Genomic DNA, 22,651 nt, shown 5'->3' with positions numbered 1-22,651 from the left:
ATGATCATTGCGTCATTCAAGTCACCCTTACGACTTGAACGACGCAATGATCACGATTTGGTGGGGTGGGCGCGGTGAGCGGGTATCGGTTGGGGCGGGCGGCGCTGTTCCGGGTCGGGGGCGGTGACGCGGAGTCGGCGCACGAGTGGACGCTGCGGCGGCTCGCAGGCCTGCCGGGGTGGGCGCTGGCCGGGCTGCGCAAGCGCTACGCCGTCCGGGCGCCCGTGCGCGTCTTCGGGGTCGACTTCCCGAACCCGGTCGGACTGGCCGCCGGCATGGACAAGAACGGTGTCGCCTTACCGGCGTGGCCGGCGCTCGGCTTCGGGTTCGTCGAGGTCGGCACCGTCACCGCGCATCCCCAACCGGGCAACCCGCGGCCCCGCCTCTTCCGCCTCCCGGCCAGCGAAGCCGTGATCAACCGGATGGGCTTCAACAACGAGGGCGCGGCGGCGCTGGCGACCCGGCTCGCGCCGGTCGGCGTGCCGCTCGGGATTTCGTTGGGGAAGTCGAAGGTCACTCCGCTGGACGAGGCGGTGGCCGACTATGTGGCGTCGTACGAGGCCGTGCGCGAGCACGCGGCCTACATTGCGGTGAACGTGTCGTCACCTAATACACCGGGATTGCGCGCGCTTCAGGACCGAGAGCACCTCGACGCGCTCCTCGGAGCGCTCGTGGGAGGGCCCCCCGTTCTCGTGAAGATCGCACCAGATCTCACCGAGCAGGCGATCGCGGAGGTGCTGCAGGTTTGCACCGAGCGTGGTGCGGCCGGTGTCATCGCGACCAACACGACATTGTCCCGAGAAGGGGTACCCGAGGGCACGCAGCACCGCGACGAAGCGGGCGGACTGTCGGGGCGGCCGCTCACCGCGAGAGCCCGCGAAGTGGTGTCGTTCGTGCACCGCGAGACGGCCGGCGCCCTGCCGGTGATCGGCGTGGGCGGCATCCTGGACCCGGACGACGCCGCACGCCTCTTCGACGCGGGGGCCGCCCTGGTGCAGCTCTACACCGGCTTCATATATCGCGGGCCGGCACTGGTACGGGCGATCGCCCGAGCGGCGGCGGCCAGAGACATGGTCAGAGCCGGCCCATGACCGCTCCCGCCGATCAAGGCCAATCGCATCGATCAAGGGCAAATGCACGCGGAAAAGAGATCCAACCACGTGCATTCGCCCTTGATCGGCGGGGAGGGCCCGCGCGGCCGGGAGGGCGCGAACGGCGGGGAGGGGTGTGGCGTGACGCCTGAGGAGATCGGTGCGCTCGATCTTGCGCATGTCTGGCATCCCTATGGGCCCATGCCGGGGATCGTTGCGCCGCTGGTCGTCGATAGTGCCGCCGGCGTGCGGATCAGGCTTGCCGACGGGCGGGAGCTCGTCGACGGGATGTCGTCGTGGTGGGCGGCCATCCACGGGTACCGGCATCCGGTGCTCGACGCGGCCGTCACCGACCAGCTCGGGCGGATGAGTCATGTCATGTTCGGTGGGCTCACGCACGAGCCCGCCGTCGCGCTCGCCAAGACGCTCGTCGACGTCACGCCGGCCGGGTTGGAGCACGTGTTCCTCTGCGACTCAGGCTCGGTGAGCGTGGAGGTCGCGGTCAAGATGGCGTTGCAGTACCAGCGCTCGCGCGGCCGGCCGGGAAAGTATCGTCTCGCCACCTGGCGGGGCGGGTACCACGGGGACACCTTCCACCCCATGAGCGTGTGCGACCCCGACGGTGGCATGCACCATCTGTGGAGCGATGTGCTGCCGAGGCAGGTGTTCGCGCCGGCGCCGCCGGACGGGTTCGACGCTCCGGTGGAGGACGAATACGTCGAAAACGTCCGCAGAGCGCTGGAAACGCACGCACACGAACTCGCGGCCGTGATCGTCGAGCCGGTCGTGCAAGGGGCCGGCGGGATGCGGTTTCACAGTCCGGGGTACCTGAGGGTGCTGCGCGAGGTCACCACCCAGTACGACATCCTGCTGATTTTCGATGAGATCGCGACCGGCTTCGGCCGTACCGGCGCGTTTTTCGCTGCCGACCACGCCGCGGTGTCCCCGGACATCATGTGCGTCGGCAAGGCTCTGACCGGCGGTTACCTGAGCCTGGCCGCGGCCTTGTGCACCGCCGAGGTCGCCGCCGGCATCTCGCGTGGCGAGGTGCCCGTCTTGGCGCACGGGCCCACGTTCATGGGGAACCCGCTCGCGTGTGCCGTCGCGAGCGCCTCCATTGGCCTTCTGAGCGACGGAAGGTGGGCGGGTGAGGTGAAGCGCATAGAGGCGGGGCTCCGGGCCGGCCTGGGGCCGCTGGCGGGCGCGCCGGGGGTTCTGGACGTCCGGGTGCTCGGTGCGATCGGGGTGGTGCAGTTGGACCATCCGGTCGACATGGCGGCCGCTACGGCGGCGGCTGTGCGGGAGGGCGTGTGGCTGCGCCCGTTCCGCGATCTGATCTACACGATGCCGCCCTATGTGGCGGACGACGACGATCTCGCGCGCATCGCCCGTGGGGTGGCCGCGGCGACCAGAGAGGGATGACGGTGGAGAGCTTCGGCGCCCGGCTGCGGCGGGCCATGGACGAGCGGGGACCGCTGTGCGTGGGGATCGACCCACACTCGGCACTTCTGGAGAAGTGGGGTCTTCCGGACAGCCCAGACGGGCTCGCGCGCTTCTGCGAGGTGACCGTCGAGGCGTTCGCCGACCGGGTCGCGGTGGTGAAGCCGCAGTCCGCCTTCTTCGAGCGATTCGGCTCGCGGGGGGTCGCCATCCTTGAGTCAACTATCCGACAGTTTAAAAATTTCGGTTGTCTTGTCTTGCTCGACGTGAAGCGCGGAGATATCGGTTCCACGGTCCGCGCGTACGCCGACGCGTACCTAGAACCATCCAGCTCTTTGTATGTCGACGCGGTCACGGCAAGCCCCTACCTGGGAGTAGGTTCGCTGGCGCCGATGTTCGAGAAGGCGGCCGAGCATGGGGCCGGCGTCTTCGTGCTCGCGCTCACCTCGAACCCGGAGGGTGCGTCGGTCCAGCGCGCGGTCGGGAGCGACGGTCGCACGGTCGCGCAGACCGTGATCGATGAGATTTCCCAGCTCAACGGGGGTGTGAAGCCGCTTGGGAGCTTTGGTGTGGTGATTGGCGCGACGGTCGGAAAGACCGGTTTGGACCTGTCGAAGCTGGGCGGACCGATCCTCGCTCCGGGTCTCGGAGCGCAGGGCGGGACTGCAAATGATCTCCGTGAAATCTTTCCCGAAAATGTTTCGGCCGTGTTGCCGTCGTACTCCCGGGAAGTCCTCGGTAGTGGCCCGGACACCGAACGTTTGCGGACCGCCGTTGACCGGGTACTGGCCGAGTGCCGGGGCGTGCTGGCCAGCGCCGGTGGGTGATGGCGGCGTCACGATTGCGTGATCATGGCGCGCCGACGTTGCCGAAAACGTCGCTGCCCGCTAGTTTTCCCGGCGCCGGGAATCACATGCCCCTTTGGTTCCGGGCCACACCATGTTTCACAGATGCGGCGGTGGTGCACCGTCGCGATAGGGACCTGAGGAGAACTGGTGCCGCTCCCGTCATTGAGCCCCGAACAGCGTGCAGCCGCGCTGGAAAAGGCCGCGGAGATCCGCAAGGCCCGCGCTGAGCTGAAGGATCAGCTCAAGCAGGGCAAGACCACCCTCGCCGCCGTGCTCGAACGGGCCGAGTCCGATGATGTCGTCGGCAAGCTGAAGGTCTCGGCTGTGCTCCAGGCGCTCCCTGGTATCGGCAAGATCCGGGCTACCCAGATCATGGAGAAGCTCAAGATTGCCGACAGCCGGCGCCTTCGCGGACTCGGCGAACAGCAGCGTAAGGCGTTGCTGGGGGAGTTCGCTTCTAACTGATCCACTGCACCGTGTAGAAACAAGCAGTGAGCATGGAAGACGACGCGCGCCCGGCAGCTCGCCTCACCGTCCTGTCTGGCCCCTCTGGAGTCGGCAAGGACAGCGTGATCGAGCTGATCCGGGCGCGCTCGCCGTGGGTGTGGCTGTCCGTTTCGGTCACGACCCGCAAGATGCGTGACTACGAGGTCGACGGCGTGCACTACTTCTTCGCCGACCGGCCCGAATTCGAGCGGATGATCGCCAGCGGTCAGCTGCTGGAGTGGGCCGAGTTCGCCGGCAACCTCTACGGCACGCCACGCGGGCCGGTCGAGGCGCGGCTGCGCGAGGGCGAGCCTGTCCTGCTCAAGATCGACCTGCAGGGCGCCCGGCAGGTCCGTGCCGCGATGCCCGAGGCGCAGCTGGTGTTCCTCGCGCCGCCGAGCGTCGAGGAGCTCAAGCGCCGCCTCGTCGGTCGCGGCACCGACGACGAAGAGACCATCCGCCGCCGGTTGGCTCACGCAGACGAGGAGCTCGCCGCCGAGCGCGAGTTCGATGTGACGGTGGTCAACGACTACGTCGAGCGTGCCGCTGACGAACTGGTAAGCTTGCTCGGTTCATCATTTCTAACCCCGCTACGAGCTGACTAAGGACTTCACGTTGGGTTCCGTCGCCAATCCCGAAGGCATCACCAACCCGCCGATCGACGAGCTTCTCGAGAAGACCACGTCCAAGTACGCGTTGGTGATCTTCGCTGCCAAGCGGGCGCGCCAGGTCAACGCTTACTACAGCCAGCTCGGTGAGGGCCTGCTGGAGTACGTGGGTCCGCTGGTCGAGACGACCCCGCAGGAAAAGCCGCTCTCCATCGCGCTTCGCGAGATCAACGCTGGCCTGCTCACGGCCGAGCCGTCCGAAGCCCCCTGATTTTGTGTCGACGGTCGTCCTCGGTGTAGGTGGCGGGATCGCCGCCTACAAGGCCTGCGAACTGCTGCGCCTGCTCACCGAGTCCGGCCACCGCGTCCGAGTGGTGCCCACGGCGTCCGCGCTGCGGTTCGTGGGCGCCCCGACGTGGGCTGCGCTCTCCGGCCAGCCGGTCGCCGACGACGTGTGGTCGGCGGTCCACGAGGTGCCGCACGTGCGCATCGGCCAGAGCGCCGACCTGGTGGTCGTGGCGCCGGCCACCGCTGACCTGCTCGCCAAGGCCGCTCACGGTCTGGCCGACGATCTGCTGACCAATACCCTGCTCACCGCGCGCTGCCCGATCGTGTACGCGCCGGCCATGCACACCGAGATGTGGGAAAACCCCGCCACCGCGGCCAACGTCGCGACGCTGCGGGCCCGCGGCGCGATCGTCATCGAGCCCGCCGTCGGGCGCCTCACCGGCGCCGACTCCGGCAAGGGCCGCCTCCCCGAGCCGTCCGAGATTTTCGCGCTCGCGTCGCGGATCCTGGCGCGCGGGCTCACGTCGCCGGACCTCGCGGGCAGGCACGTCGTGGTCACGGCCGGGGGCACGCGCGAGCCGCTCGACCCGGTCCGGTTCCTGGGGAACCGTTCCTCGGGCAAGCAGGGGTACGCCTTCGCGCGTGCCGCAGTCGCCCGTGGCGCCCGGGTCACCCTCGTCAGCGCCAACGTCGGCCTTCCGGATCCCGCGGGCGTCGATCTGGTACGCGTCGGCAGCACCGAAGAGTTGCGCAAAGCGACCGTCGAGGCGGCCGGTGACGCCGACGCGGTCGTCATGGCCGCCGCACCGGCAGACTTCCGGCCGGCAGAGTACGTGTCCACGAAAATCAAGAAGGCCGACGACGGCACCGCCCCGGTGCTCGCCCTGGCCACCAATCCCGACATCGCCGCCGAGCTCGGCGAGCGCAAGCGCCCCGGCCAGGTGCTCGTGGTCTTCGCCGCCGAGACGGCCGATGGCACGGAGGCGCTGGCCAACGCCCGCGCGAAGCTGGCACGCAAACGTGCCGACCTGATCGTGCTCAACCAGGTTGGCGTCGACAGGGTCTTCGGCGCCGACGCCAACTCCGTTACTGTGCTGGACGTCGATGGCGCCGTGACAGAGCTTCCCGAGCAGCCCAAAGACGCCGTCGCCGACGCCGTACTGAATCTGGTGGCGACCCGCTTAACAACCTCTGGCTAGACTGCGCCGAACAAATAGACGACATGTAAGGAGCACCGTGGCACGCCGCCTGTTCACCTCCGAGTCGGTCACGGAGGGTCACCCGGATAAGATCGCTGACCAGATCAGCGACGGCATTCTCGACGCGCTGCTCACCCAGGACCCGCGCAGCCGGGTCGCGGTAGAGACGCTGATCACCACCGGCCAGGTGCACGTGGCCGGCGAGGTGACCACCAAGGCGTACGCGGACATCCCGTCGATCGTCCGCGAGACGATCCTCGGCATCGGGTACGACTCTTCCAAGAAGGGCTTCGACGGCGCGTCCTGCGGCGTGAGTGTCTCGATCGGCTCGCAGTCGCCCGACATCGCGCAGGGCGTCGACAGCGCCATCGAGTTGCGCAGCGGCTCTTCGGAGAGCGCGCTCGACTCGCAGGGCGCCGGCGACCAGGGCATGATGTTCGGCTTCGCGTGCCAGGAGACGCCCGAGCTGATGCCGCTGCCGATCGCACTCGCGCACCGGCTCGCCCGGCGGCTGTCGGCCGCGCGCAAGGACGGCACGATTCCGTACCTGCGGCCGGACGGCAAGACCCAGGTGACCATCGAGTACGACGGGCTGCGCCCCGTGCGGCTCGACACCGTGGTGGTCTCTAGCCAGCACGCCGCCGACATCTCGCTCGAGTCGCTGCTCACGCCCGACGTGCGCGAGCACGTGATCGCGCCGGAGCTCGAGGGCCTCGGCCTCGACACCGAGGGCTACCGCCTCCTGGTCAACCCGACCGGTCGCTTCGAGATCGGCGGCCCGATGGGCGACGCCGGCCTCACCGGCCGCAAGATCATCGTTGACACCTATGGCGGGTACGCCCGGCACGGCGGTGGCGCCTTCTCGGGCAAGGACCCGTCGAAGGTCGACCGTTCGGCCGCGTACGCGATGCGCTGGGTCGCCAAGAACGTCGTGGCCGCCGGCCTGGCCGAGCGCTGCGAGACCCAGGTGGCGTACGCGATCGGCAAGGCGCACCCGGTGAGCCTGTTCGTCGAGACGTTCGGCACCGAGAACGTGCCGGTCGACCGGATCGAGAAGGCGATCGGCGAGGTCTTCGACCTGCGTCCGGCCGCGATCATCCGCGACCTCGACCTGCTGCGCCCGATCTACCAGCAGACGGCTGCGTACGGCCACTTCGGCCGCGAGCTGCCGGACCTGACCTGGGAGAACACCGACCGCGCCGCCGACCTGAAGTCCGCCGCCGGCGCCTAGCGCCCACCGCACCGTGCGCGCGCGTCGCGCTTGGCGCGTACGCGGGCCTCGCATGCGCGTGGCGCGCTGCGGGCGCCGCGGGGCGCGTCACGCGTGGCGCGCCGCCGGGCGCCGCGGGCGCCGCGGGGCGCTGCGGGCGCCACGGGCGCCCTCTGCACGTCGATCAAGGGCAAATGCACGTGGTTCGATCTCAAAACCGCGTGTGTTTGCCCTTGATCGTTGGGAATGCCCTTGATCGTCGCGGTTGGCGGTGGCTTGGCGCTGTGCCGGGACGGCATCGCGAATGAGGCGGCGTTGTTTGCGGCGCAGGGCGTAGGTCCCGTGCGTGGAGAGCCAGATCTTGGAGTTGAGGGCGCGGGCCAGGTGTCGCGGTCGCCGTTCCACGGCGAGCTGTGAACGTTTATGGCTGCTCCAGCAGCCATAAACGTTCACAGCTCGAGAGATCCGCTACGCGGATCGGGACAATCCGGTTGGTGGGCGGCGCCAAGTGGCGCCGGGGCCGGCGCCGATCAAGGAGACAACGCCGTTGAGTTAAGCGAGCCGGACCGCCGTCAAGGGTGGTTCATTCGCCGACATCTTGAACAGTTATTGCTGCCAGAGCAGCAATAACTGTTCAAGATGTCGGCGGGCATAGCTGGAATCGGGCGGTCGTGGCGCGGGCCGCGAGGGTCTGGGTCGTGCGCGTCGGAGCCTTGACTCAGCGCCGCAACGCTAACCCAACGCGCCGATCAAGGAGATCTGCACGGATCAAGGGCAAACACACGCGGAAAGAGATCCAACTACGTGCATTCGCCCTTGATCGACGGGTCGGGCGCCGGGCGGGGATGGGCGCGGGGCGGGTGTGGGCGACACGCCCGGTGGGGCGCGACGCGCGGGTGGGGGCGCTCGCGTGGTCGGCGGGGCGCGGGAGGATAGGCGCGTGGCAGCCAGGACGCGCGAACCGTGCGAGCACCTTCCGGTGGCGCGGGTCTGCGTCGACGTGCCGCTCGCGCATCTCGATCGGCCGTTCGACTATCTTGTGCCGGCCGACATGGCCGAGACGGCCCAGCCGGGCACGCGGGTGCGGGTTCGGTTCGCGCGCCAGCTCGTCGATGGCTGGATTTTGGAGCGCGTCGAGGCATCCGACCACGGTGGCAAGCTGGCGTACATCGAACGGCTGGTCTCGGCAGAGGTGGTACTGACGTCCGAGGTGGCCCGACTGGCCAGGGCCGTGGCGGACCGCTATGCCGGCAACCTCGCCGATGTCCTGCGGCTGGCGATCCCGCCGCGCCACGCCCGGGTCGAGGGGGAGGAGTCGGCGGCGCTCGCCGTGCGACCCGCGGGTGCCGCGCCCGAGGCAACCACGCCAGCACTCGCCGCGCCCACGACGCCGGACGAGCCACCCGAGAGCGCGGCGTCCGAGAGCGCGGCGTCCGAGAGCGCGGCGCCCGGGAGCGCGGCGTCCGAGAGCGCCATGCCGGAGAGCGCAGCGCCGGGAAGCGCGGTGCCGGACGATGCCGTGCCCGAGGGGCCGGTGCCGGGGAGCGGGGCCGAGAGCGCCGTGCCCGAGAGCGCCGTGCCCGAGAGCGCCGTGCGAGGAAGCGCCGCGCCCGAGATCGCAGTGCCGGGAAGCGCGGTGCCGGGGGATGCCGTGCCTGAGGGGGGCGCGGCTGAGGGGGCTGGGCCGCGGTTCAGTTCGGCTGGGTGGGAGGCGTATCGAGCCGGCGGGTATCTCAGGGCGCTCGCCGATGGCGCCGCACCGCGGGCCGTGTGGTCGGCGATGCCTTCGGAGGACTGGGCGGCCCGCATCGCCGAAGCCATCGGCGCCACGGTCAGTGGGGGGCGGGGTGCTGTTGCCGTTGTCGCGGACGCGCGGGATTTGGAGAGGCTCGACGCCGCCCTCACGGCCACGCTCGGCCCAGGAAAGCATGTCGCGCTGTCCGCCGCGCTCGGGCCCGCCAAGCGGTACCGGGCGTTTCTCGCTGCCAGCCGCGGGCGGGTACCTGTCGTGGTGGGCACCCGGGCGGCCATGTTCGCCCCGGTGGCCGACTTGGGGCTGGTGGCGATCTGGGACGACGGCGACGACCTGCACTCCGAGCCCCGCTCGCCGTACCCGCACGCTCGCGAAGTGTTGCTGACCCGAGCGCAGCTCGCGGGTGCCGGTGCGCTCGTGGCTGGGTACACCCGCACGGGCGAGGCGCAGCTGCTGGTCGAGACCGGCTGGGCCAAGGAGATTGTGCCGCCCCGGGAGACGTTGCGGACGCGGGCGCCTCAGGTGGTGCCCGCGGGCGATGACGCGCAGCTGGCACGTGATCCCGCCGCGGCCACCGCTCGGCTGCCCAGCGTCGCTTGGGAGGCCGCCCGGCATGCGCTCAAAGATGACGCGCCGGTGCTCGTGCAGGTGCCCCGGCGAGGTTATCTGCCCTCGGTCGCCTGTGCTGACTGCCGCACCCCGGCACGCTGTGCCCACTGCTCGGGGCCGCTCGCGCTGCGCTCCTCGCACGCCCCTCCAGCCTGCCATTGGTGCGGCAGGGTCGCGGCCGCGTACAGCTGCCCAAGCTGTGGTGGACGGCGGCTGCGTGCCGCGGTGATCGGTGCTCGACGGACAGCGGAAGAACTTGGGCGCGCGTTCCCCGGCGTGCCCGTGCGGACCTCGGGCCGCGAAGAGGTGCTGTCGACCGTGCCCGGCGGGGCGGCGGTCGTGGTGGCCACGCCCGGCGCCGAGCCGCTTGCCGAGGGGGGTTTCGGGGCGGTGTTGCTGCTCGATCCGTGGGCGTTGCTCACCCGAGCCGACTTGCGCGCCACCGAAGAGGCGCTGCGGCGCTGGATGAACGCGGCGGCCCTCGCCCGGCCCGGTGGTCGCGTCGTGGTGGCCACCGACGGCGCGTTGCCGGTCGTGCAGGCGTTGCTGCGCTGGGACGCCGCCTGGCACGCGGCTCGCGAGCTCGCCGAGCGGCGCGAGCTGGGCTTTCCGCCGGCGGCGAGGATGGCGAGCCTGACCGGGCCGCCGGAGGCGGTGGCCGACCTGCTCGCCGCCGCCCGCCTGCCGGAGGGCGCGGAGCTGCTCGGCCCGGTGCCGGTCGACGACGGGGAGCGCATGCTGGTGCGGGTGCGCCGGGGGCGGGCGGCGGCACTGGCCCAAGCGTTGCACGAGGCAGCGGGAGTGCGCACCGCCCGCAAGGCGGCCCAGCCGGTGCGGATCCAGGTCGACCCGCACGATCTTTTCTAGAACTCCTCGCGCGATTCCAGGTCGAGGTTGGTGAATGTCGGCGGGGCCTTGCACAGCTCCGCCATCCGGGTCGCGAATTCGTGCGTCTCGGGGCGGTTGCTGTTGGCCATCGCGACCTCGTACGACGGGAACTCGGCGATGGTCACGTAGTGGCCGGGGCGTTCCCGGTCGTGACAGACCGTGATCCGGGTCGGGCCTCCGTCGTTGGGCTGGCCCTTGGCCCGCCACTCCTCGGCCATCCGCCGCATCTCGTCGGCGTTGTCGGTCTCGTACTCGATGAGCTGGATGAACTCCATAGCGTTACCTCCAGTCGAACCCGAGCGGAACGTATCACCGGGCACTGCCCGGGCGGGCCGGTATGCGCACTCCGTAGACTGGTACGTCACCGGATTCCCCCATCAGAAGGAGCCAGTTCCGTGACGGTCCAGCCAATCCGACTGTTCGGAGATCCGGTGTTGCGCACGCCCGCCGAGCCGGTCGTCGACTTCGATGTCGAGCTGCGCAAGCTCGTCGCCGACCTCACCGACACCATGCGCGAGCAGAGCGGCGCGGGTCTCGCGGCGCCGCAGCTGGGCGTCGGCCTGCGCGTGTTCACGTTCGACGTCGACGACGTACTGGGGCACCTGATCAACCCGGTGCTCGAGTTTCCCGACGAGGAGGAGCAGGACGGCCAGGAGGGCTGCCTGTCCATCCCCGGCCTGTACTTCGACACCAAGCGCCGCATGAACGCGATCGCCAAGGGCTTCAACGAGTACGGCGATCCGGTGCAGATCGTCGGCACGGGCATGATGGCCCGCTGCGTGCAGCACGAGACCGACCACCTCGACGGGGTGCTCTTCCTCGACCGGCTCGACGCGAGCCGTCGCAAGGAGGCCATGAAGGCGATCCGGCAGGCCGAGTGGTACGACCCGGCCGCGCCGCCAGCGGTCAAGGTGAGCCCGCACACCAGCCCCTTCGGTCTGGGTCGGTGACGGCGGGTGCGCCTTGTCTTCGCCGGCACGCCGGCTGTCGCTCTGCCCAGCCTCGACGCCCTCGCCGCCTCCGGGCATGAGCTGGTCGCCGTCGTCACCCGCCCCGACGCCCCCGCCGGCCGCGGCAGGCATCTGGTCCGCTCGCCGGCTGGCGCCTGGGCCGACGAGCGCGGCATCGAGGTGCTGACGCCCGCGCGCCCGCGCGAGCCCGAGTTCCTGGCTCGGCTGCGCGACATCGCGCCCGACTGTGTGCCGGTGGTCGCCTACGGGGCGCTGGTGCCGCCCGCGGCGCTGGAGATCCCCAAGCACGGCTGGGTCAACCTGCACTTCTCGCTGCTGCCCGCGTGGCGGGGCGCGGCGCCCGTACAGCACGCGGTGCTGCACGGCGACGCCATCACCGGCGCCAGCGTCTTCCAGCTGGAGCGGGGCCTCGACACCGGGCCCGTGTACGGGACGCTGACCGACGAGGTGCGTCCCACCGACACGTCCGGTGACCTGCTCGACCGGCTCGCCGGCTCCGGCGCGGGGCTGCTGGTGGCGGTGCTCGACGCGATCGAGGCCGGCACCGCCCGCGCCGAGCCGCAGCCGGCCGACGGGGTGTCGCTGGCGCCGAAGATCACCGTGGAGGACGCCGAGGTGCGGTGGACCGAGCCGGCGTTCGCGGTCGACCGGCGCATCCGGGCGTGCACGCCGGCGCCGGGCGCGTGGACGACGTTCCGTGGCGATCGGGTCAAGCTGGGTCCGGTCCGCCCGATCGCGAACGGCCCCGACCTGGAGCCCGGTGACCTGCTCGTCGAGCGCCATCAGGTGCTGGTTGGCACGGCCACCACGCCGGTGGCGCTGGGCGAGGTGCGCGCGGCCGGCAAGAAGGCGATGTCCGCGACCGACTGGGCCCGCGGGGTCCGCGTCACTTCGGAGCGTTTCGCGTGACGGGCTCGTTTGAGGGCGGTCGGCGTTCCGGTGGCGGCCGTTCTGATGGCGGGCGTGAGGGCGGCGGGCGTTTCAGCGGGCGTGATGGCCGCGGCCGCGACGGTCGGCCGCCGCGGGGCCGCGGGAGCGCCGTCGACGTGCCACGGCGGGCCGCGTACGAGGCGGTGGCCGCTGTGCATCGCGATGGCGCGTACGCCAATCTGGTACTCCCTGGCGTGCTGCGCGATCTGGGGTTGCGCGGTCGTGATGCCGCCTTCGCCACCGAGCTGACCTACGGCACGCTCCGGCAGGAGGGCACCCTCGACGCGATCGTCGCCGCGGCGTCCGGCCGCGAGGTGGCCCGCATCGATCCGCCGGCCCGTGACGCGCTGCGGCTGGGGGCGTACCAGCTGCTGCACACCCGCGTGCCCGCACATGCCGCGGTGTCCGCGACCGTCGATCTGGTCAAGGCCGTCGCGCCCGGCGCGACCGGCTTCGCCAACGCGGTCCTGCGCGAGGTCGCCAGCCGCGACCACGACGCGTGGGTGGCGCAGATCGCTCCCGGCTACGACGACGACCCGGTCGCGTACCTCGCCGTGGCGCACAGCCATCCACAGTGGATAGTGCGGGCGTTCGCGGACGCGCTGGGCGGCGACCTCGACGAGACCGCCCGCGCGCTGATCGAAGACAACGAGCGCCCGCCCGTGCACCTGTGCGCCCGTCCCGGCCGCGCCGACGCCGTCGAACTGGCCGAGGAGGTGGGCGGCCTGCCCGGGGCGTTCTCCCCGTACGCGGTGTATCTGCCCGGCGGCGCGCCCGGAGAGCTGGACGCGATCCTCGACGGCCGCGCACACGTGCAGGACGAGGGTTCCCAACTGGTCGCGGCCGCCCTGGCGCAGGCACCGCTCGACGGGCCGGACGATCGCTGGCTCGACCTGTGCGCCGGTCCCGGCGGCAAGGCTGGCCTGCTCGGCGCGCTCGCCGTGGAGCGCGGCGCCCACGTGACCGCTGTCGAGGTCACCGAGCACCGCGCCGTCCTGGTCGAGCAGGCGACCCGTGGCCTGCCCGTCACGGTCGAGCACGCCGACGGCCGCACGGTCGAGGGCACCTTCGACCGGGTACTGGTCGACGCACCGTGCACGGGGCTCGGCTCGCTGCGCCGCCGTCCCGAGTCGCGCTGGCGCCGGCAGCCCTCCGATCTGCCACCGCTGACCCGGCTCCAGCGGGAGCTGCTGGGCGCCGCCCTGCGCGTGGTGCGCCCGGGCGGCGTGGTGGCGTACGTGACCTGCTCGCCGCACCCGGTCGAGACCCAGGTGACGGTCACCGAGTCGGCGCGCCGGTCCGGGTACCCGGTCGACCTGGTCGACGCGCGGCCGCTGCTGCCGGCGGGCATGCCTGGGTTGGGGTCCGGCCCGACGGTGCAGCTCTGGCCGCACCGTCACGGCACCGACGCGATGTACCTGGCGCTCCTTCAGCGCAGCGCCTAGCACTCCCGCTCGTGATCAGGGCGTCCCTCAAGTCGCCCTAACGACTTGAGGGATGAACGGTCCGAGTCGCCGCGCGGCACTGGCGCACGACGGCGTATGCGACTCGGACTGTTCACAGCCCTGATCACGGAGTGACGTAGGCGCGGAGCATGCGCTTGGCCTCCGCCAGGAGGTCCGGGTCACCGTTGGGATCGCGGCGGAACGCCTCCTGCACCACGGCGTCCGCCGCGAGCACGGCGGCTTCGCACGTCGCCGTCAGGGCCGGGTTTTCCCGCGCGAGGTCCAGCACGAGCAGGATGCGGCGGACGCCGTCGGCCATCCGGCGCTTGTGGGCGCGGTCGGCGGCCCGGGTCTGCTCGGTCAGCCCGCTGGCGAACCACAGCGCCCGGAAGCCGTCGCCGCTGCGGTAGATCTCGGCGAAGCCGTCGATCAGCACGCCGACCGGGTCGCTCCAGCGCTCGGCGGCCGCCGCCTGCACGTACGCGTCCATGAGCCCTTCCAGCCGGGTCAGGTAGGTGGCGGCGAGCGCGTCGACGATGGCGCCCCGGTCCGGCAGGTACTGGTACAGCGAGCCCACCGACACCCCCGCCTCGGCGGCGACCCGGCTGGTGGTGAGCGCGGCGACGCCGTCCCGGACGAGCACCCGCTCGGCGGCGTCGAGCAGCAGCGCGACCCGGGCCTTGCTGCGGGCCTGTTGCGGTGTGCGGCGAAGCACGAGCCCTCCCAACCAAAAACCTGAACGTGACTTTGATTCAGATTAAGGTTACCGTGATCCGCCATGGAGGCAGTGACCATCGGCACCCACGTGCTGGACGTGCTCGCGCAGCCGGTCGAGTCGATCCCGGACGGTCAGGGCGCTCAGCTCGTCGAGCAAATCAAAATCAGTCCGGCCGGTGCGGCCGGAGGCACCGCGCTGGTACTGGCCAAGCTCGGCGCACAGGTGCACACCGCCGGAGCCGTCGGCACCGACGCGGCCGGTGACATGCTCGTCATGCTGCTCGACCGGGCCGGCGTGGACACCTCCCACCTGGTACGCGTCGACGGGATCGCCACCTCGGCCAGCGTGCTGCCGATCCGCCCGGACGGGTCGCGGCCCGCGTTCCACGTCATCGGGGCCAACGCTGCGTACGGGCCGGACCTGGCACCGTGGGCCGCCATCGCCGCGGCGACACACGTGCACCTCGGCGGGCCCGAGTTCATGGGTGGGGAGGCGGCGGCGCGCATCCTGTCCTACGCCCGCGAACACGGCGCGGTCACCTCGGTCGACATCCTCGCGCCGGGTGACCCGGGACTGCTCGAATGGATCGCGCCCGCCCTGCCATACGTGGACTACCTCCTGCCCAACGACGAGCAGGTACTCGGCTTCACCGGCGCCACGGACCTGGCCACCGGCTGCCGCGCCCTGCTGGACCGGGGCGCCCTCTGTGTGGCCGCCACGACGGGGGCGGAGGGCGCCCTGGTCGTTGACGCCAACGGCGCCGCGAAGGTGCCCGCGCACGAGATCACGGTGGTCGACACGAGCGGCTGCGGCGACGCCTTCTCCGCCGGCTTCCTGAGGGGCATCTGGCTGGGCCGCACGCCGGTCGAGGCGGCAGCCCTGGGATGCGCGGTGGCCGCGCTGGTCGCCCAGGGCCTGGGCACCGACCACGGCGACGAAAAGGCCTTCCGCGACCTCGTCGCGTAGACAATCCATCCGAGCTACCGCGATGCCCGTCGTGGCTCAGACCGTTGCTCCCGCGGCCTCACCCTCCGCGTCCAGTCACGCTCACCGCAGACGGGCGGGCGGGTCGTGTGGCCGCGGCGGGCGAGGCCGCGGGAGCAACGGGCATCGAGCGCCGCGGACGTCGCGGTAGCCCAGCATCTCTTGGAAGCCCCGGCCCTGCCGGCCGCCCACAGGCGGCTGAAAGAGGGGCAACCCACCCCCGCACCCGTCCTCTCCTCGGCGCCGAAACCCGCCCGTGCCAGCGTTTCGCCACGCCCCGCACGCCTCCGCGTGCGTCCGCTCCCAGGCCGGGCGCGGCGTGTCGCCACGCCCTGCGCGCCGATCAAGGGCGAATGCACGTGGTTGGATCTCTTTTTGGCGTGCATTCGCCCTTGATCGATGCGAATGGCCTTGATCGGCGAGCGCCGAGCGCCGCGCACCCGAGCCGAGCGCCGCGCACCCGCGCCGAGCGCCGCGCACCCGCGCCGAGCGCCGCGCACCCGCGCCGAGCGCCGCGCACCCGCGCCGAGCGCCGCGCAAGGCGCGGCGACACGCCGGCGCCAACCCTCAACCGCGACGGCTGGTCCCGGCGATGACGGCGCGGCGCCTCACCCGGGGACCTCCGCGCGGGTTTAGGCCGCGGCTTGCTCGAAGGTGCGCGATCCGCGCCGCCTTCGGCCCGCACTGCGCACGGCCCGCGCCCTTCCCGTCTCTCAGCGTCCGCCGATCAAGGGCATTCGCATCGATCAAGGGCAAAAGCACGCGGTTTTGAGATCAAAGCACGTGCATTCGCCCTTGATCGGCGGCGAGAGCGCGCCCCGCGCGGCGCGCCCCGCGCGGCGCGCACCGGCGGCGCGGGCAGCGAGCGCGGACGCGGCGCACCCCGCGTGCGTGGGGCGAGGTGGGGGGTTAGCGGATGGGGAGGCCGGAGGGGCCTGCGGCCTTGATGGACTTTTTCAGGTCGCGGTCGCTCCACATGAAGCACTTGACCCCGCGGTCGCCCCAGCCCCACTCGTACTCGGTCGGGTAGTAGAAGATCGTGCCGGCGCGGTACTTCATGTTGCCGTCGAACGGGACCTTGGCGTATGACGCCACGGCGATCAGGCAGCCGCGGTGCGCGCGTTCGTCGTTCTTCTCGAAGTCGGCGTACGGGGTCTCCGGCGCCGCCCACACTCCCACGAACTCCGCCCGGTGCGCCTGCCCGCAGTCGACCGGCTTCATCACGTCGACGTCGTCGCCCTTCATGATGGGCTGGTAGCAGCCGTGCGCCAGCGGCGATCCGGCCTTCATCGCGTCGCGCAGGCTGGCGGTGCGGCGCACGTCGGCGCGAAGCTCCAGATCGGACGTCTCGGTCAGGTCGCAGCGGAACCACCGCGCGCCGCCGGCCCAGGCCGCGTCGGTGGGGAGCAGCACCGTGACGTAGAGGCGACCGGAGCGCCACGGGGCGCCCACGTACTCGCTGGCCTTCGTGTCGCACTCACCCCACGCGACGCGCGCCGCCGGGCTGTCCGCGGCCGGGGGCTTGGAGCCGCTGGCGTTCGCCCCGCCGAACTGGCCGACGTGGAACGTCTCGCTGGCGTGCGACTTGTCGCAGACGACCGGGTTGTAGAGCGTCATCGAGGACGTCGAGTCCGCCGCGTTGGTCGGGTGGCAGGTCTGCGCGGCGGGCACGAAGACCTTGGGCTCGGCCTGCGCGGACCAGTCGTCGACGAGCGAGCCGTCGGTGCCCGCGGGCCCGCCGCAGCCGGCCGCGAACAGCACCATCACAACCACGAACGCCCAGCGGCGCATCATGCCCTCCCCGTGCGGCGCGCGAGAATGTCTCACGCCCGGTGCGGCGAGGAGCATACGACAATTCCGTACACTGGCGCAGTGAGCGCACCACCGCCGGTCGTCGCGCCGAGCATCCTGGCCGCCGATTTCTCCCGCCTTGCCGAGGAAGCACGCGCCGTCGAGGGCGCCGCGGACTGGTTACACATCGACGTGATGGACAACCATTTCGTACCGAATCTCACCATCGGCCTGCCCGTGGTGACGAGCCTGCGAGCGGCGACCGACCTGCCGTTCGACGTGCACCTGATGATCGCCGACCCGCGGCGTTGGGCGCCCGGATACGCCGACGCCGGGGCCTACAACGTCACCTTCCACGCCGAGGCGTCGGACAATCCGGTGTCGCTGGCCAAGGACCTGCGCGCCGCGGGTGCCAAGGCGGGACTGGCGATCGATCGGGACACGCCCGTCGAGCCGTACCTGGAGCTGCTGCCGCACTTCGACACCCTGCTGATCATGACGATCAAGGCGGGATTCGGCGGGCAGAAGTTCATCCCGGCGATGCTCGACAAGGTGGCCGCGGCTCGGCGGCACGTCGACGCCGGCCACCTCGAGCTGCGGATCGAGGTCGACGGTGGGATCGCCGAGGACACGATCGCGCAGGCGGCCGAGGCGGGCGCCGACGCGTTCGTGGCGGGCACCGCGGTCTACAGCGCCGCCGACCCGGCCGAGGCCGTCCGCCGTCTGAAAACGCTGGCTCGACGGCCATGAGTGATGACCATGAGTGTTGACCCCGACGCTGACAAGGCCGACCTGATCCTCGTCGTCGACGACGATCCGGACATCGCGCGGTTCGTGCAGGTCAATCTGCGGCTGCACAACTTCGACGTGGTACTGGCTGGCGACGGGGAAGAGGCACTGGAGGTCATCGAGGCGGCCCGGCCCGACCTGGCTGTGGTCGATCTGATGATGCCCCGGATGGACGGGCTGGAGCTGGTGCGGCGGCTGCGGGCCAACCCGATGACCGCCGCGCTTCCGGTGATCATGCTGACGGCCAAGGGTATGACCGTCGACAAGGTGGTCGGCCTCAGCGTGGGCGCCGACGACTACCTGGTCAAGCCGTTCGACACGCTGGAGCTGATCGCGCGGGTGCGCTCCACGCTGCGGCGTAACCAGGAGTTCCGCGAGGTGTCGCCGCTGACCGGCCTGCCCGGCAACACCCGGGTGCGGCGCGAGATCCTCGACCGCATGCGCAACGGCGCCGACTACGCCGTCGGATACATCGACATCGACCGGTTCAAGAGCGTCAACGACGTGTACGGGTTCGAGCGCGGCGACGAGTTCATCACCGCCCTGGCGCGCAGCCTGCACCGGGCCGCGGTGGCGGCGGGCCTACCCCCGGCGTTCCTGGGACACATCGGCGGCGACGACTTCGTGATCGTCTGCGACCCGGAGCAGATGTTGCCGCTGACCCGCAAGGCGGTCGAAGACTTCGAACGGGCGGCCGACGAGTTGTACGACGAGGTGCACAACCGGCAGGGGTACATCGAGGTGCCGGACCGCCGGGGGCGGCTGCAACGGGCCGCTCTGGTGACGCTCTCGATCGGGGTGGCGCAGTCGACCGCGACGGGCCGCAAGTACGCCGATCCGCGTGAGGTGATCGCGGTCGCGTCCGAGATGAAGAAGGTCGCGAAGACCCAACCCGGGTCCTATATCGCCATCGATAGGCGTAAAGCGGACAGCTGACAGCAGCTCAGATCACAGTGAACCGTGCGGCTCCGCGCGGTTACACTCGGGTTTAACCCACCACGCGCTGGCGGGGCTCGGTGAAATTCCGAACCGGCGGTAATCCGGGGTCAGACACCCCTGGAGAGCCCGCGACCCGGTCGTATCCAACGGCCGGTGGATCTGGTGCAAGACCAGAGCCGACGGTCAAAGTCCGGATGGGAGGCAGCGCGCGGGACGGACGCACCCCTTTGCCGGGGTCGGCTTGCCTGCGCATACGCGTGAGGAGTTGACGACCGGCCATGGCGAGCGTCTCCGAAGACGAGGCGATGCGCCGCGCTATCGCGCTGGCGGCCAGAGGTCTCGGCACGACCAGTCCCAACCCCGTCGTGGGTTGCGTCATTCTCGATACGTCCGGCGCCGTCGTCGGTGAGGGATTCCACGCGTACGCGGGCGGCCCGCACGCCGAGATAGTGGCGCTCGCCCAGGCGGGTGAGCGCGCCCGCGGCGGCACCGCGATCGTGACCCTGGAACCCTGTGACCACACCGGCCGCACCGGCCCCTGCACGCGCGCCCTGATCAACGCCGGCATCCGCCGCGTCGTCGTCGGGGTGCCCGATCCCAACCCGATCGCCGGGGGCGGTGCGCACACGCTGCGGGAGGCGGGCGTCGAGGTGGCGACCGGCACCCGGGAGGCCGAGGCGGAAGCCGGCAACATCGCCTGGCTGACCTCGATGCGCCGCGGCTGGCCGTACCTGATCTGGAAGTACGCGGCCACCCTGGACGGCCGGTCGGCGGCGGTCGACGGCACGAGCATGTGGATCACTTCCGAGGCCGCGCGGATGGACGTGCACAAGCTGCGCGGCACCGTCGACGCCGTCATCGTCGGGGTCGGCACCGTGCTCGCCGACGACCCCCGGCTCACCGCCCGCAACCTGCGCGACGGCACCCTCGCCATCCGGCAGCCGCTACGGGTGGTCGTCGACTCGGCTGGGCGTACACCTTTGGACGCCAAGGTCCGCGACAGTGCGGCGCCGACGTTCATCGCCACCGCCGCGGACGTCGGCGCCGATTCTCGTGGCCGGGTCGACCTCAGCGCGCTGCTCGCGACGCTGCACCAGCGCGGCGTCCGCGCCGCGCTGCTGGAGGGCGGGCCGGTGCTCGCTGGCGCGTTCCTGGCCGCGGGCCTCGTCGACAGGGTCGTCGGGTACGTCGCGCCCAAGCTGCTCGGCGATGGTCCCGCCGCGCTGTCCGGCGCCGGCGTCAGCACCATCGCCGAGGCCATCGAGCTCGAACTCACGGACGTCACGCAGGTCGGCCCCGATCTGCGGTTCACAGCCGTACCGAAGATGAAGGGGTGACCGCATGTTCACGGGCATCGTCGAGGAGCTGGGCGAGTTCCTGCGGTTGGACTGGCACGGCGAGGGGGGAGTGGCGGCCATCCGCGGCCCGCTCGTGTCGTCCGACGCGCGTCCCGGCGACTCGATCGCGGTCAACGGCGTCTGCCTGACCGTGGTGATCGCCGACGGCGACGGGTTCACGGTCGACGTGATGAAGGAGACGTTCGACCGGTCGGCGCTGGGATCGCTCAGGCCTGGCGACCCGGTCAACCTGGAGCGCGCCGCGACGCTGCAGACGCGGCTGGGCGGTCACCTCGTACAGGGCCACGTCGACGGGGTCGGCACGATCATGGCGCGCACGCCGGGAGAGCGGTGGGACGACGTGACCATCGCGCTGCCGCCGGGCATGTCCCGGTACGTCGTCGAGAAAGGGTCGATCACCGTCGACGGGGTATCCCTGACCGTGGTCTCGGTGTCCGACAGCGACTTCGCGGTGAGCCTGATCCCGACCACGCTCGAGCTGACCACGCTGGGCCGCAAGGGCGTCGGCGACCTCGTCAATCTCGAGGTCGACGTGATCGGAAAGTACGTGGAGAAAATGGTGGGGGTCCGGGCATGAATTCCATTGAGGAAGCGGTCGAGCAGATCGCCGCCGGCCGGCCGGTCGTGGTGGTCGACGACGAGAACCGCGAAAACGAGGGCGACCTGATCTTCGCCGCCGAGATGGCGACGCCGGAGCTGGTGGCGTTCATGGTGCGGTACACGTCCGGGTACATCTGCGCGCCGCTGACCGAAGACGACTGCGACCGACTCGACCTGCCGCCCATGTACCGGACCAACCAGGACCCGCGCGGCACGGCGTACACGGTGACGGTCGATGCCCGCACGGGCGTCGCCACGGGTATCTCCGCCGCCGACCGCGCGCACACCCTGCGCCTGCTCGCCGATCCGGCCACCCGGCCCGTCGACCTGACCCGGCCGGGCCACGTGGTGCCGCTGCGCGCCCGCGCCGGCGGGGTGCTGCGCCGCACCGGCCACACCGAGGCGGCCGTCGACCTGGCGGTACTGGCCGGGCTGCGCCCCGCGGCGGTGCTGTGCGAGATGGTCAACGACGACGGCACCATGATGCGCCTGCCCGACCTGGAGAAGTTCGCGGCCGAGCACGAGCTCGCCCTGATCAGCATCGCCGACCTGGTCGCGTACCGCCGCCGCACCGAGCAGCAGGTCGAGCGCGAGGTCGAGACCCGCATCCCGACCCGGCACGGCGCCTTCCGGGCCGTCGGGTACCGGGCCGAGGTCGACGGCGTCGAGCACGTCGCGCTGGTCTACGGCGACCTCGGCGACGGCCGCGACGTACTGGTGCGGGTGCACTCCGAGTGCCTCACCGGCGACGTGTTCGGCTCGCTGCGCTGCGACTGCGGCCCGCAGCTGGACGCGGCGCTGGCCCGGGTGGCGTCCGAGGGGCGGGGCGTCGTGCTGTACGTGCGCGGCCACGAGGGGCGGGGCATCGGGCTGCTGCACAAGCTGCGCGCCTACCAGCTCCAGGACCAGGGACGCGACACCGTCGACGCCAACCTCGAACTCGGCCTGCCCGCCGACGCCCGGGAGTACGGCACGGGTGCGCAGATCCTGTACGACCTGGGCGTCCGCTCGATGCGGTTGCTCACCAACAACCCGGCGAAGCTGGCGGCGCTGTCCGGGTACGGCCTGACGGTCGCCGGCCAGGAGCCCCTGGCCGTGCCGCCACACCCGGAAAACGTGCGCTACCTGCGGACCAAGCGCGACCGCATGGGGCACACCCTGAACCTCGAGGAGTTGGCCTGATGGCGGGTTTCGGCGAGCCGGACGTGTCCACTGTGGACGCCACCGGACTGACGGTCGGCGTGGTCGCGGCCCGGTGGCACGGCGACCTGACCGACCACATGCTGGCCCGCGCGGTCGACGCGGCGAAGGCGTGCGGTGTGCACGAGGTGACGGTGGCGCGGGTGGCCGGCTCGGTCGAGCTGCCGGTGGTGGCGCAGGCGCTGGCCCGGCGGTGCGACGTGGTGGTGGCGCTGGGCGTGGTGATCCGCGGCGAGACCGCCCACTTCGACTACGTCTGCAAATCCGTGACCGAGGGGCTGACGCGGGTCGCCCTCGACGAGTCGACCCCGGTCGCACACGGCGTCCTGACGGTCAACACGCTCGACCAGGCGCGGGCCCGGGCCGGCTTCGCCGACTCCGCGGAAGACAAGGGCTGGTCCGCGACCGTGGCCGCCCTGGACGCCGCCCTCGCGATCCGCGTCACCTCATGATCAGGGCGTCCCTCAAGTCGCCCTAACGACTTCAGGGACGCCCTGATCATGGCT

General features: G+C 71.3%; 22 protein-coding genes and 1 riboswitch. Of the genes, 19 read left to right on the top strand and 3 right to left on the bottom strand.

Going from position 1 to position 22,651, the window contains the following annotated elements:
• Positions 1-74 precede the first annotated feature (74 nt).
• The 9 genes from QMG73_RS36075 to QMG73_RS36035 all read left to right on the top strand — a co-directional run bounded on the left by QMG73_RS36075 (position 75) and on the right by QMG73_RS36035 (position 10,399).
• A complete protein-coding gene (locus QMG73_RS36075) occupies positions 75-1,091 on the top strand; it encodes a quinone-dependent dihydroorotate dehydrogenase (protein WP_281903399.1) in 1,017 nt (338 codons plus the stop codon).
• Positions 1,092-1,232: 141 nt separating this feature from the next.
• Complete coding sequence (locus tag QMG73_RS36070) at positions 1,233-2,513, top strand: adenosylmethionine--8-amino-7-oxononanoate transaminase (protein ID WP_281903397.1); 1,281 nt, start codon at positions 1,233-1,235, stop codon at positions 2,511-2,513.
• 2 nt (positions 2,514-2,515) lie between these two features.
• On the top strand, positions 2,516-3,358 hold the full coding sequence (gene pyrF / locus QMG73_RS36065) for an orotidine-5'-phosphate decarboxylase (protein WP_281903485.1): 843 nt from the start codon (positions 2,516-2,518) through the stop codon (positions 3,356-3,358).
• 168 nt (positions 3,359-3,526) lie between these two features.
• Positions 3,527-3,844, top strand: coding sequence for an integration host factor, actinobacterial type (mihF, locus tag QMG73_RS36060; RefSeq protein ID WP_281903394.1), 318 nt, complete (start codon positions 3,527-3,529; stop codon positions 3,842-3,844).
• 32 nt (positions 3,845-3,876) lie between these two features.
• A complete protein-coding gene (gene gmk, locus QMG73_RS36055) occupies positions 3,877-4,470 on the top strand; it encodes a guanylate kinase (protein WP_281903392.1) in 594 nt (197 codons plus the stop codon).
• A gap of 10 nt (positions 4,471-4,480) precedes the next feature.
• Entirely contained in the window at positions 4,481-4,744 is a 264-nt protein-coding gene (rpoZ, locus tag QMG73_RS36050) for a DNA-directed RNA polymerase subunit omega (RefSeq protein ID WP_281903390.1), read from the top strand.
• Positions 4,745-4,748: 4 nt separating this feature from the next.
• The gene (coaBC, locus tag QMG73_RS36045; protein WP_281903388.1) at positions 4,749-5,960 is read left to right on the top strand and encodes a bifunctional phosphopantothenoylcysteine decarboxylase/phosphopantothenate--cysteine ligase CoaBC; all 1,212 of its coding nucleotides are present in this window, start codon (positions 4,749-4,751) and stop codon (positions 5,958-5,960) included.
• Positions 5,961-5,997: 37 nt separating this feature from the next.
• A complete protein-coding gene (gene metK / locus QMG73_RS36040) occupies positions 5,998-7,191 on the top strand; it encodes a methionine adenosyltransferase (protein ID WP_281903385.1) in 1,194 nt (397 codons plus the stop codon).
• Between the two features lie 919 nt (positions 7,192-8,110).
• Positions 8,111-10,399: a primosomal protein N' family DNA-binding protein gene (locus QMG73_RS36035; RefSeq protein WP_407676903.1), complete on the top strand. Its 2,289-nt coding sequence runs from the start codon at positions 8,111-8,113 to the stop codon at positions 10,397-10,399.
• Here QMG73_RS36035 and QMG73_RS36030 read toward each other — a convergent pair.
• Positions 10,396-10,695 (bottom strand): hypothetical protein, encoded by a 300-nt coding sequence (locus tag QMG73_RS36030; RefSeq protein WP_281903384.1) that lies wholly within the window; start codon positions 10,693-10,695, stop codon positions 10,396-10,398. The genes QMG73_RS36035 and QMG73_RS36030 overlap by 4 nt on opposite strands.
• Before the next feature lie 120 nt (positions 10,696-10,815).
• Between QMG73_RS36030 and def the strand changes: the two genes are divergently transcribed.
• The 3 genes from def to QMG73_RS36015 are packed head-to-tail and all read left to right on the top strand — an operon-like array spanning position 10,816 to position 13,766.
• Positions 10,816-11,370 carry a peptide deformylase gene (gene def, locus QMG73_RS36025; protein ID WP_281903381.1) on the top strand — a complete coding sequence of 185 codons (555 nt, stop codon included), beginning with the start codon at positions 10,816-10,818 and terminating at the stop codon, positions 11,368-11,370.
• Positions 11,371-11,376: 6 nt separating this feature from the next.
• On the top strand, positions 11,377-12,300 hold the full coding sequence (gene fmt / locus QMG73_RS36020) for a methionyl-tRNA formyltransferase (protein ID WP_281903378.1): 924 nt from the start codon (positions 11,377-11,379) through the stop codon (positions 12,298-12,300).
• The gene (locus QMG73_RS36015; RefSeq protein ID WP_281903375.1) at positions 12,297-13,766 is read left to right on the top strand and encodes an RsmB/NOP family class I SAM-dependent RNA methyltransferase; all 1,470 of its coding nucleotides are present in this window, start codon (positions 12,297-12,299) and stop codon (positions 13,764-13,766) included. Before fmt ends, QMG73_RS36015 begins: the two co-directional genes overlap by 4 nt.
• Positions 13,767-13,890: 124 nt before the next feature.
• On the opposite strand, the gene QMG73_RS36010 is transcribed toward QMG73_RS36015, so the two are convergent.
• Entirely contained in the window at positions 13,891-14,481 is a 591-nt protein-coding gene (locus QMG73_RS36010; RefSeq protein ID WP_281903374.1) for a TetR/AcrR family transcriptional regulator, read from the bottom strand.
• A gap of 63 nt (positions 14,482-14,544) precedes the next feature.
• Between QMG73_RS36010 and QMG73_RS36005 the strand changes: the two genes are divergently transcribed.
• Positions 14,545-15,450, top strand: a complete 906-nt coding sequence (locus QMG73_RS36005) for a carbohydrate kinase family protein (RefSeq protein ID WP_281903372.1) — start codon at positions 14,545-14,547, stop codon at positions 15,448-15,450.
• 927 nt (positions 15,451-16,377) lie between these two features.
• On the opposite strand, the gene QMG73_RS36000 is transcribed toward QMG73_RS36005, so the two are convergent.
• Positions 16,378-17,262 carry a septum formation family protein gene (locus QMG73_RS36000; RefSeq protein ID WP_281903371.1) on the bottom strand — a complete coding sequence of 295 codons (885 nt, stop codon included), beginning with the start codon at positions 17,260-17,262 and terminating at the stop codon, positions 16,378-16,380.
• A gap of 78 nt (positions 17,263-17,340) precedes the next feature.
• Here QMG73_RS36000 and rpe point away from each other — a divergent pair, with 78 nt between their 5' ends.
• From rpe to ribH, 6 genes are all read left to right on the top strand, one after another.
• Complete coding sequence (gene rpe / locus QMG73_RS35995) at positions 17,341-18,009, top strand: ribulose-phosphate 3-epimerase (RefSeq protein ID WP_281903370.1); 669 nt, start codon at positions 17,341-17,343, stop codon at positions 18,007-18,009.
• A 9-nt stretch (positions 18,010-18,018) separates the two neighbouring features.
• The gene (locus QMG73_RS35990; RefSeq protein ID WP_407676902.1) at positions 18,019-18,984 is read left to right on the top strand and encodes a GGDEF domain-containing response regulator; all 966 of its coding nucleotides are present in this window, start codon (positions 18,019-18,021) and stop codon (positions 18,982-18,984) included.
• 62 nt (positions 18,985-19,046) lie between these two features.
• Positions 19,047-19,197, top strand: a riboswitch (FMN riboswitch).
• A gap of 68 nt (positions 19,198-19,265) precedes the next feature.
• Positions 19,266-20,324, top strand: coding sequence for a bifunctional diaminohydroxyphosphoribosylaminopyrimidine deaminase/5-amino-6-(5-phosphoribosylamino)uracil reductase RibD (gene ribD / locus QMG73_RS35985; RefSeq protein ID WP_281903365.1), 1,059 nt, complete (start codon positions 19,266-19,268; stop codon positions 20,322-20,324).
• Between the two features lie 4 nt (positions 20,325-20,328).
• A complete protein-coding gene (locus QMG73_RS35980; protein WP_281903363.1) occupies positions 20,329-20,922 on the top strand; it encodes a riboflavin synthase in 594 nt (197 codons plus the stop codon).
• Positions 20,919-22,127: a bifunctional 3,4-dihydroxy-2-butanone-4-phosphate synthase/GTP cyclohydrolase II gene (locus tag QMG73_RS35975; protein ID WP_281903362.1), complete on the top strand. Its 1,209-nt coding sequence runs from the start codon at positions 20,919-20,921 to the stop codon at positions 22,125-22,127. The genes QMG73_RS35980 and QMG73_RS35975 overlap by 4 nt, the downstream gene beginning before the upstream one ends.
• Positions 22,127-22,597: a 6,7-dimethyl-8-ribityllumazine synthase gene (gene ribH, locus QMG73_RS35970; protein ID WP_281903360.1), complete on the top strand. Its 471-nt coding sequence runs from the start codon at positions 22,127-22,129 to the stop codon at positions 22,595-22,597. Before QMG73_RS35975 ends, ribH begins: the two co-directional genes overlap by 1 nt.
• Positions 22,598-22,651: the final 54 nt, after the last annotated feature.

Source organism: Phytohabitans aurantiacus (genome assembly GCF_027923225.1).
GTDB classification, from domain to species: Bacteria; Actinomycetota; Actinomycetes; order Mycobacteriales; family Micromonosporaceae; genus Phytohabitans; species Phytohabitans aurantiacus.
This window is presented reverse-complemented; position numbering and strand designations above follow the sequence as displayed.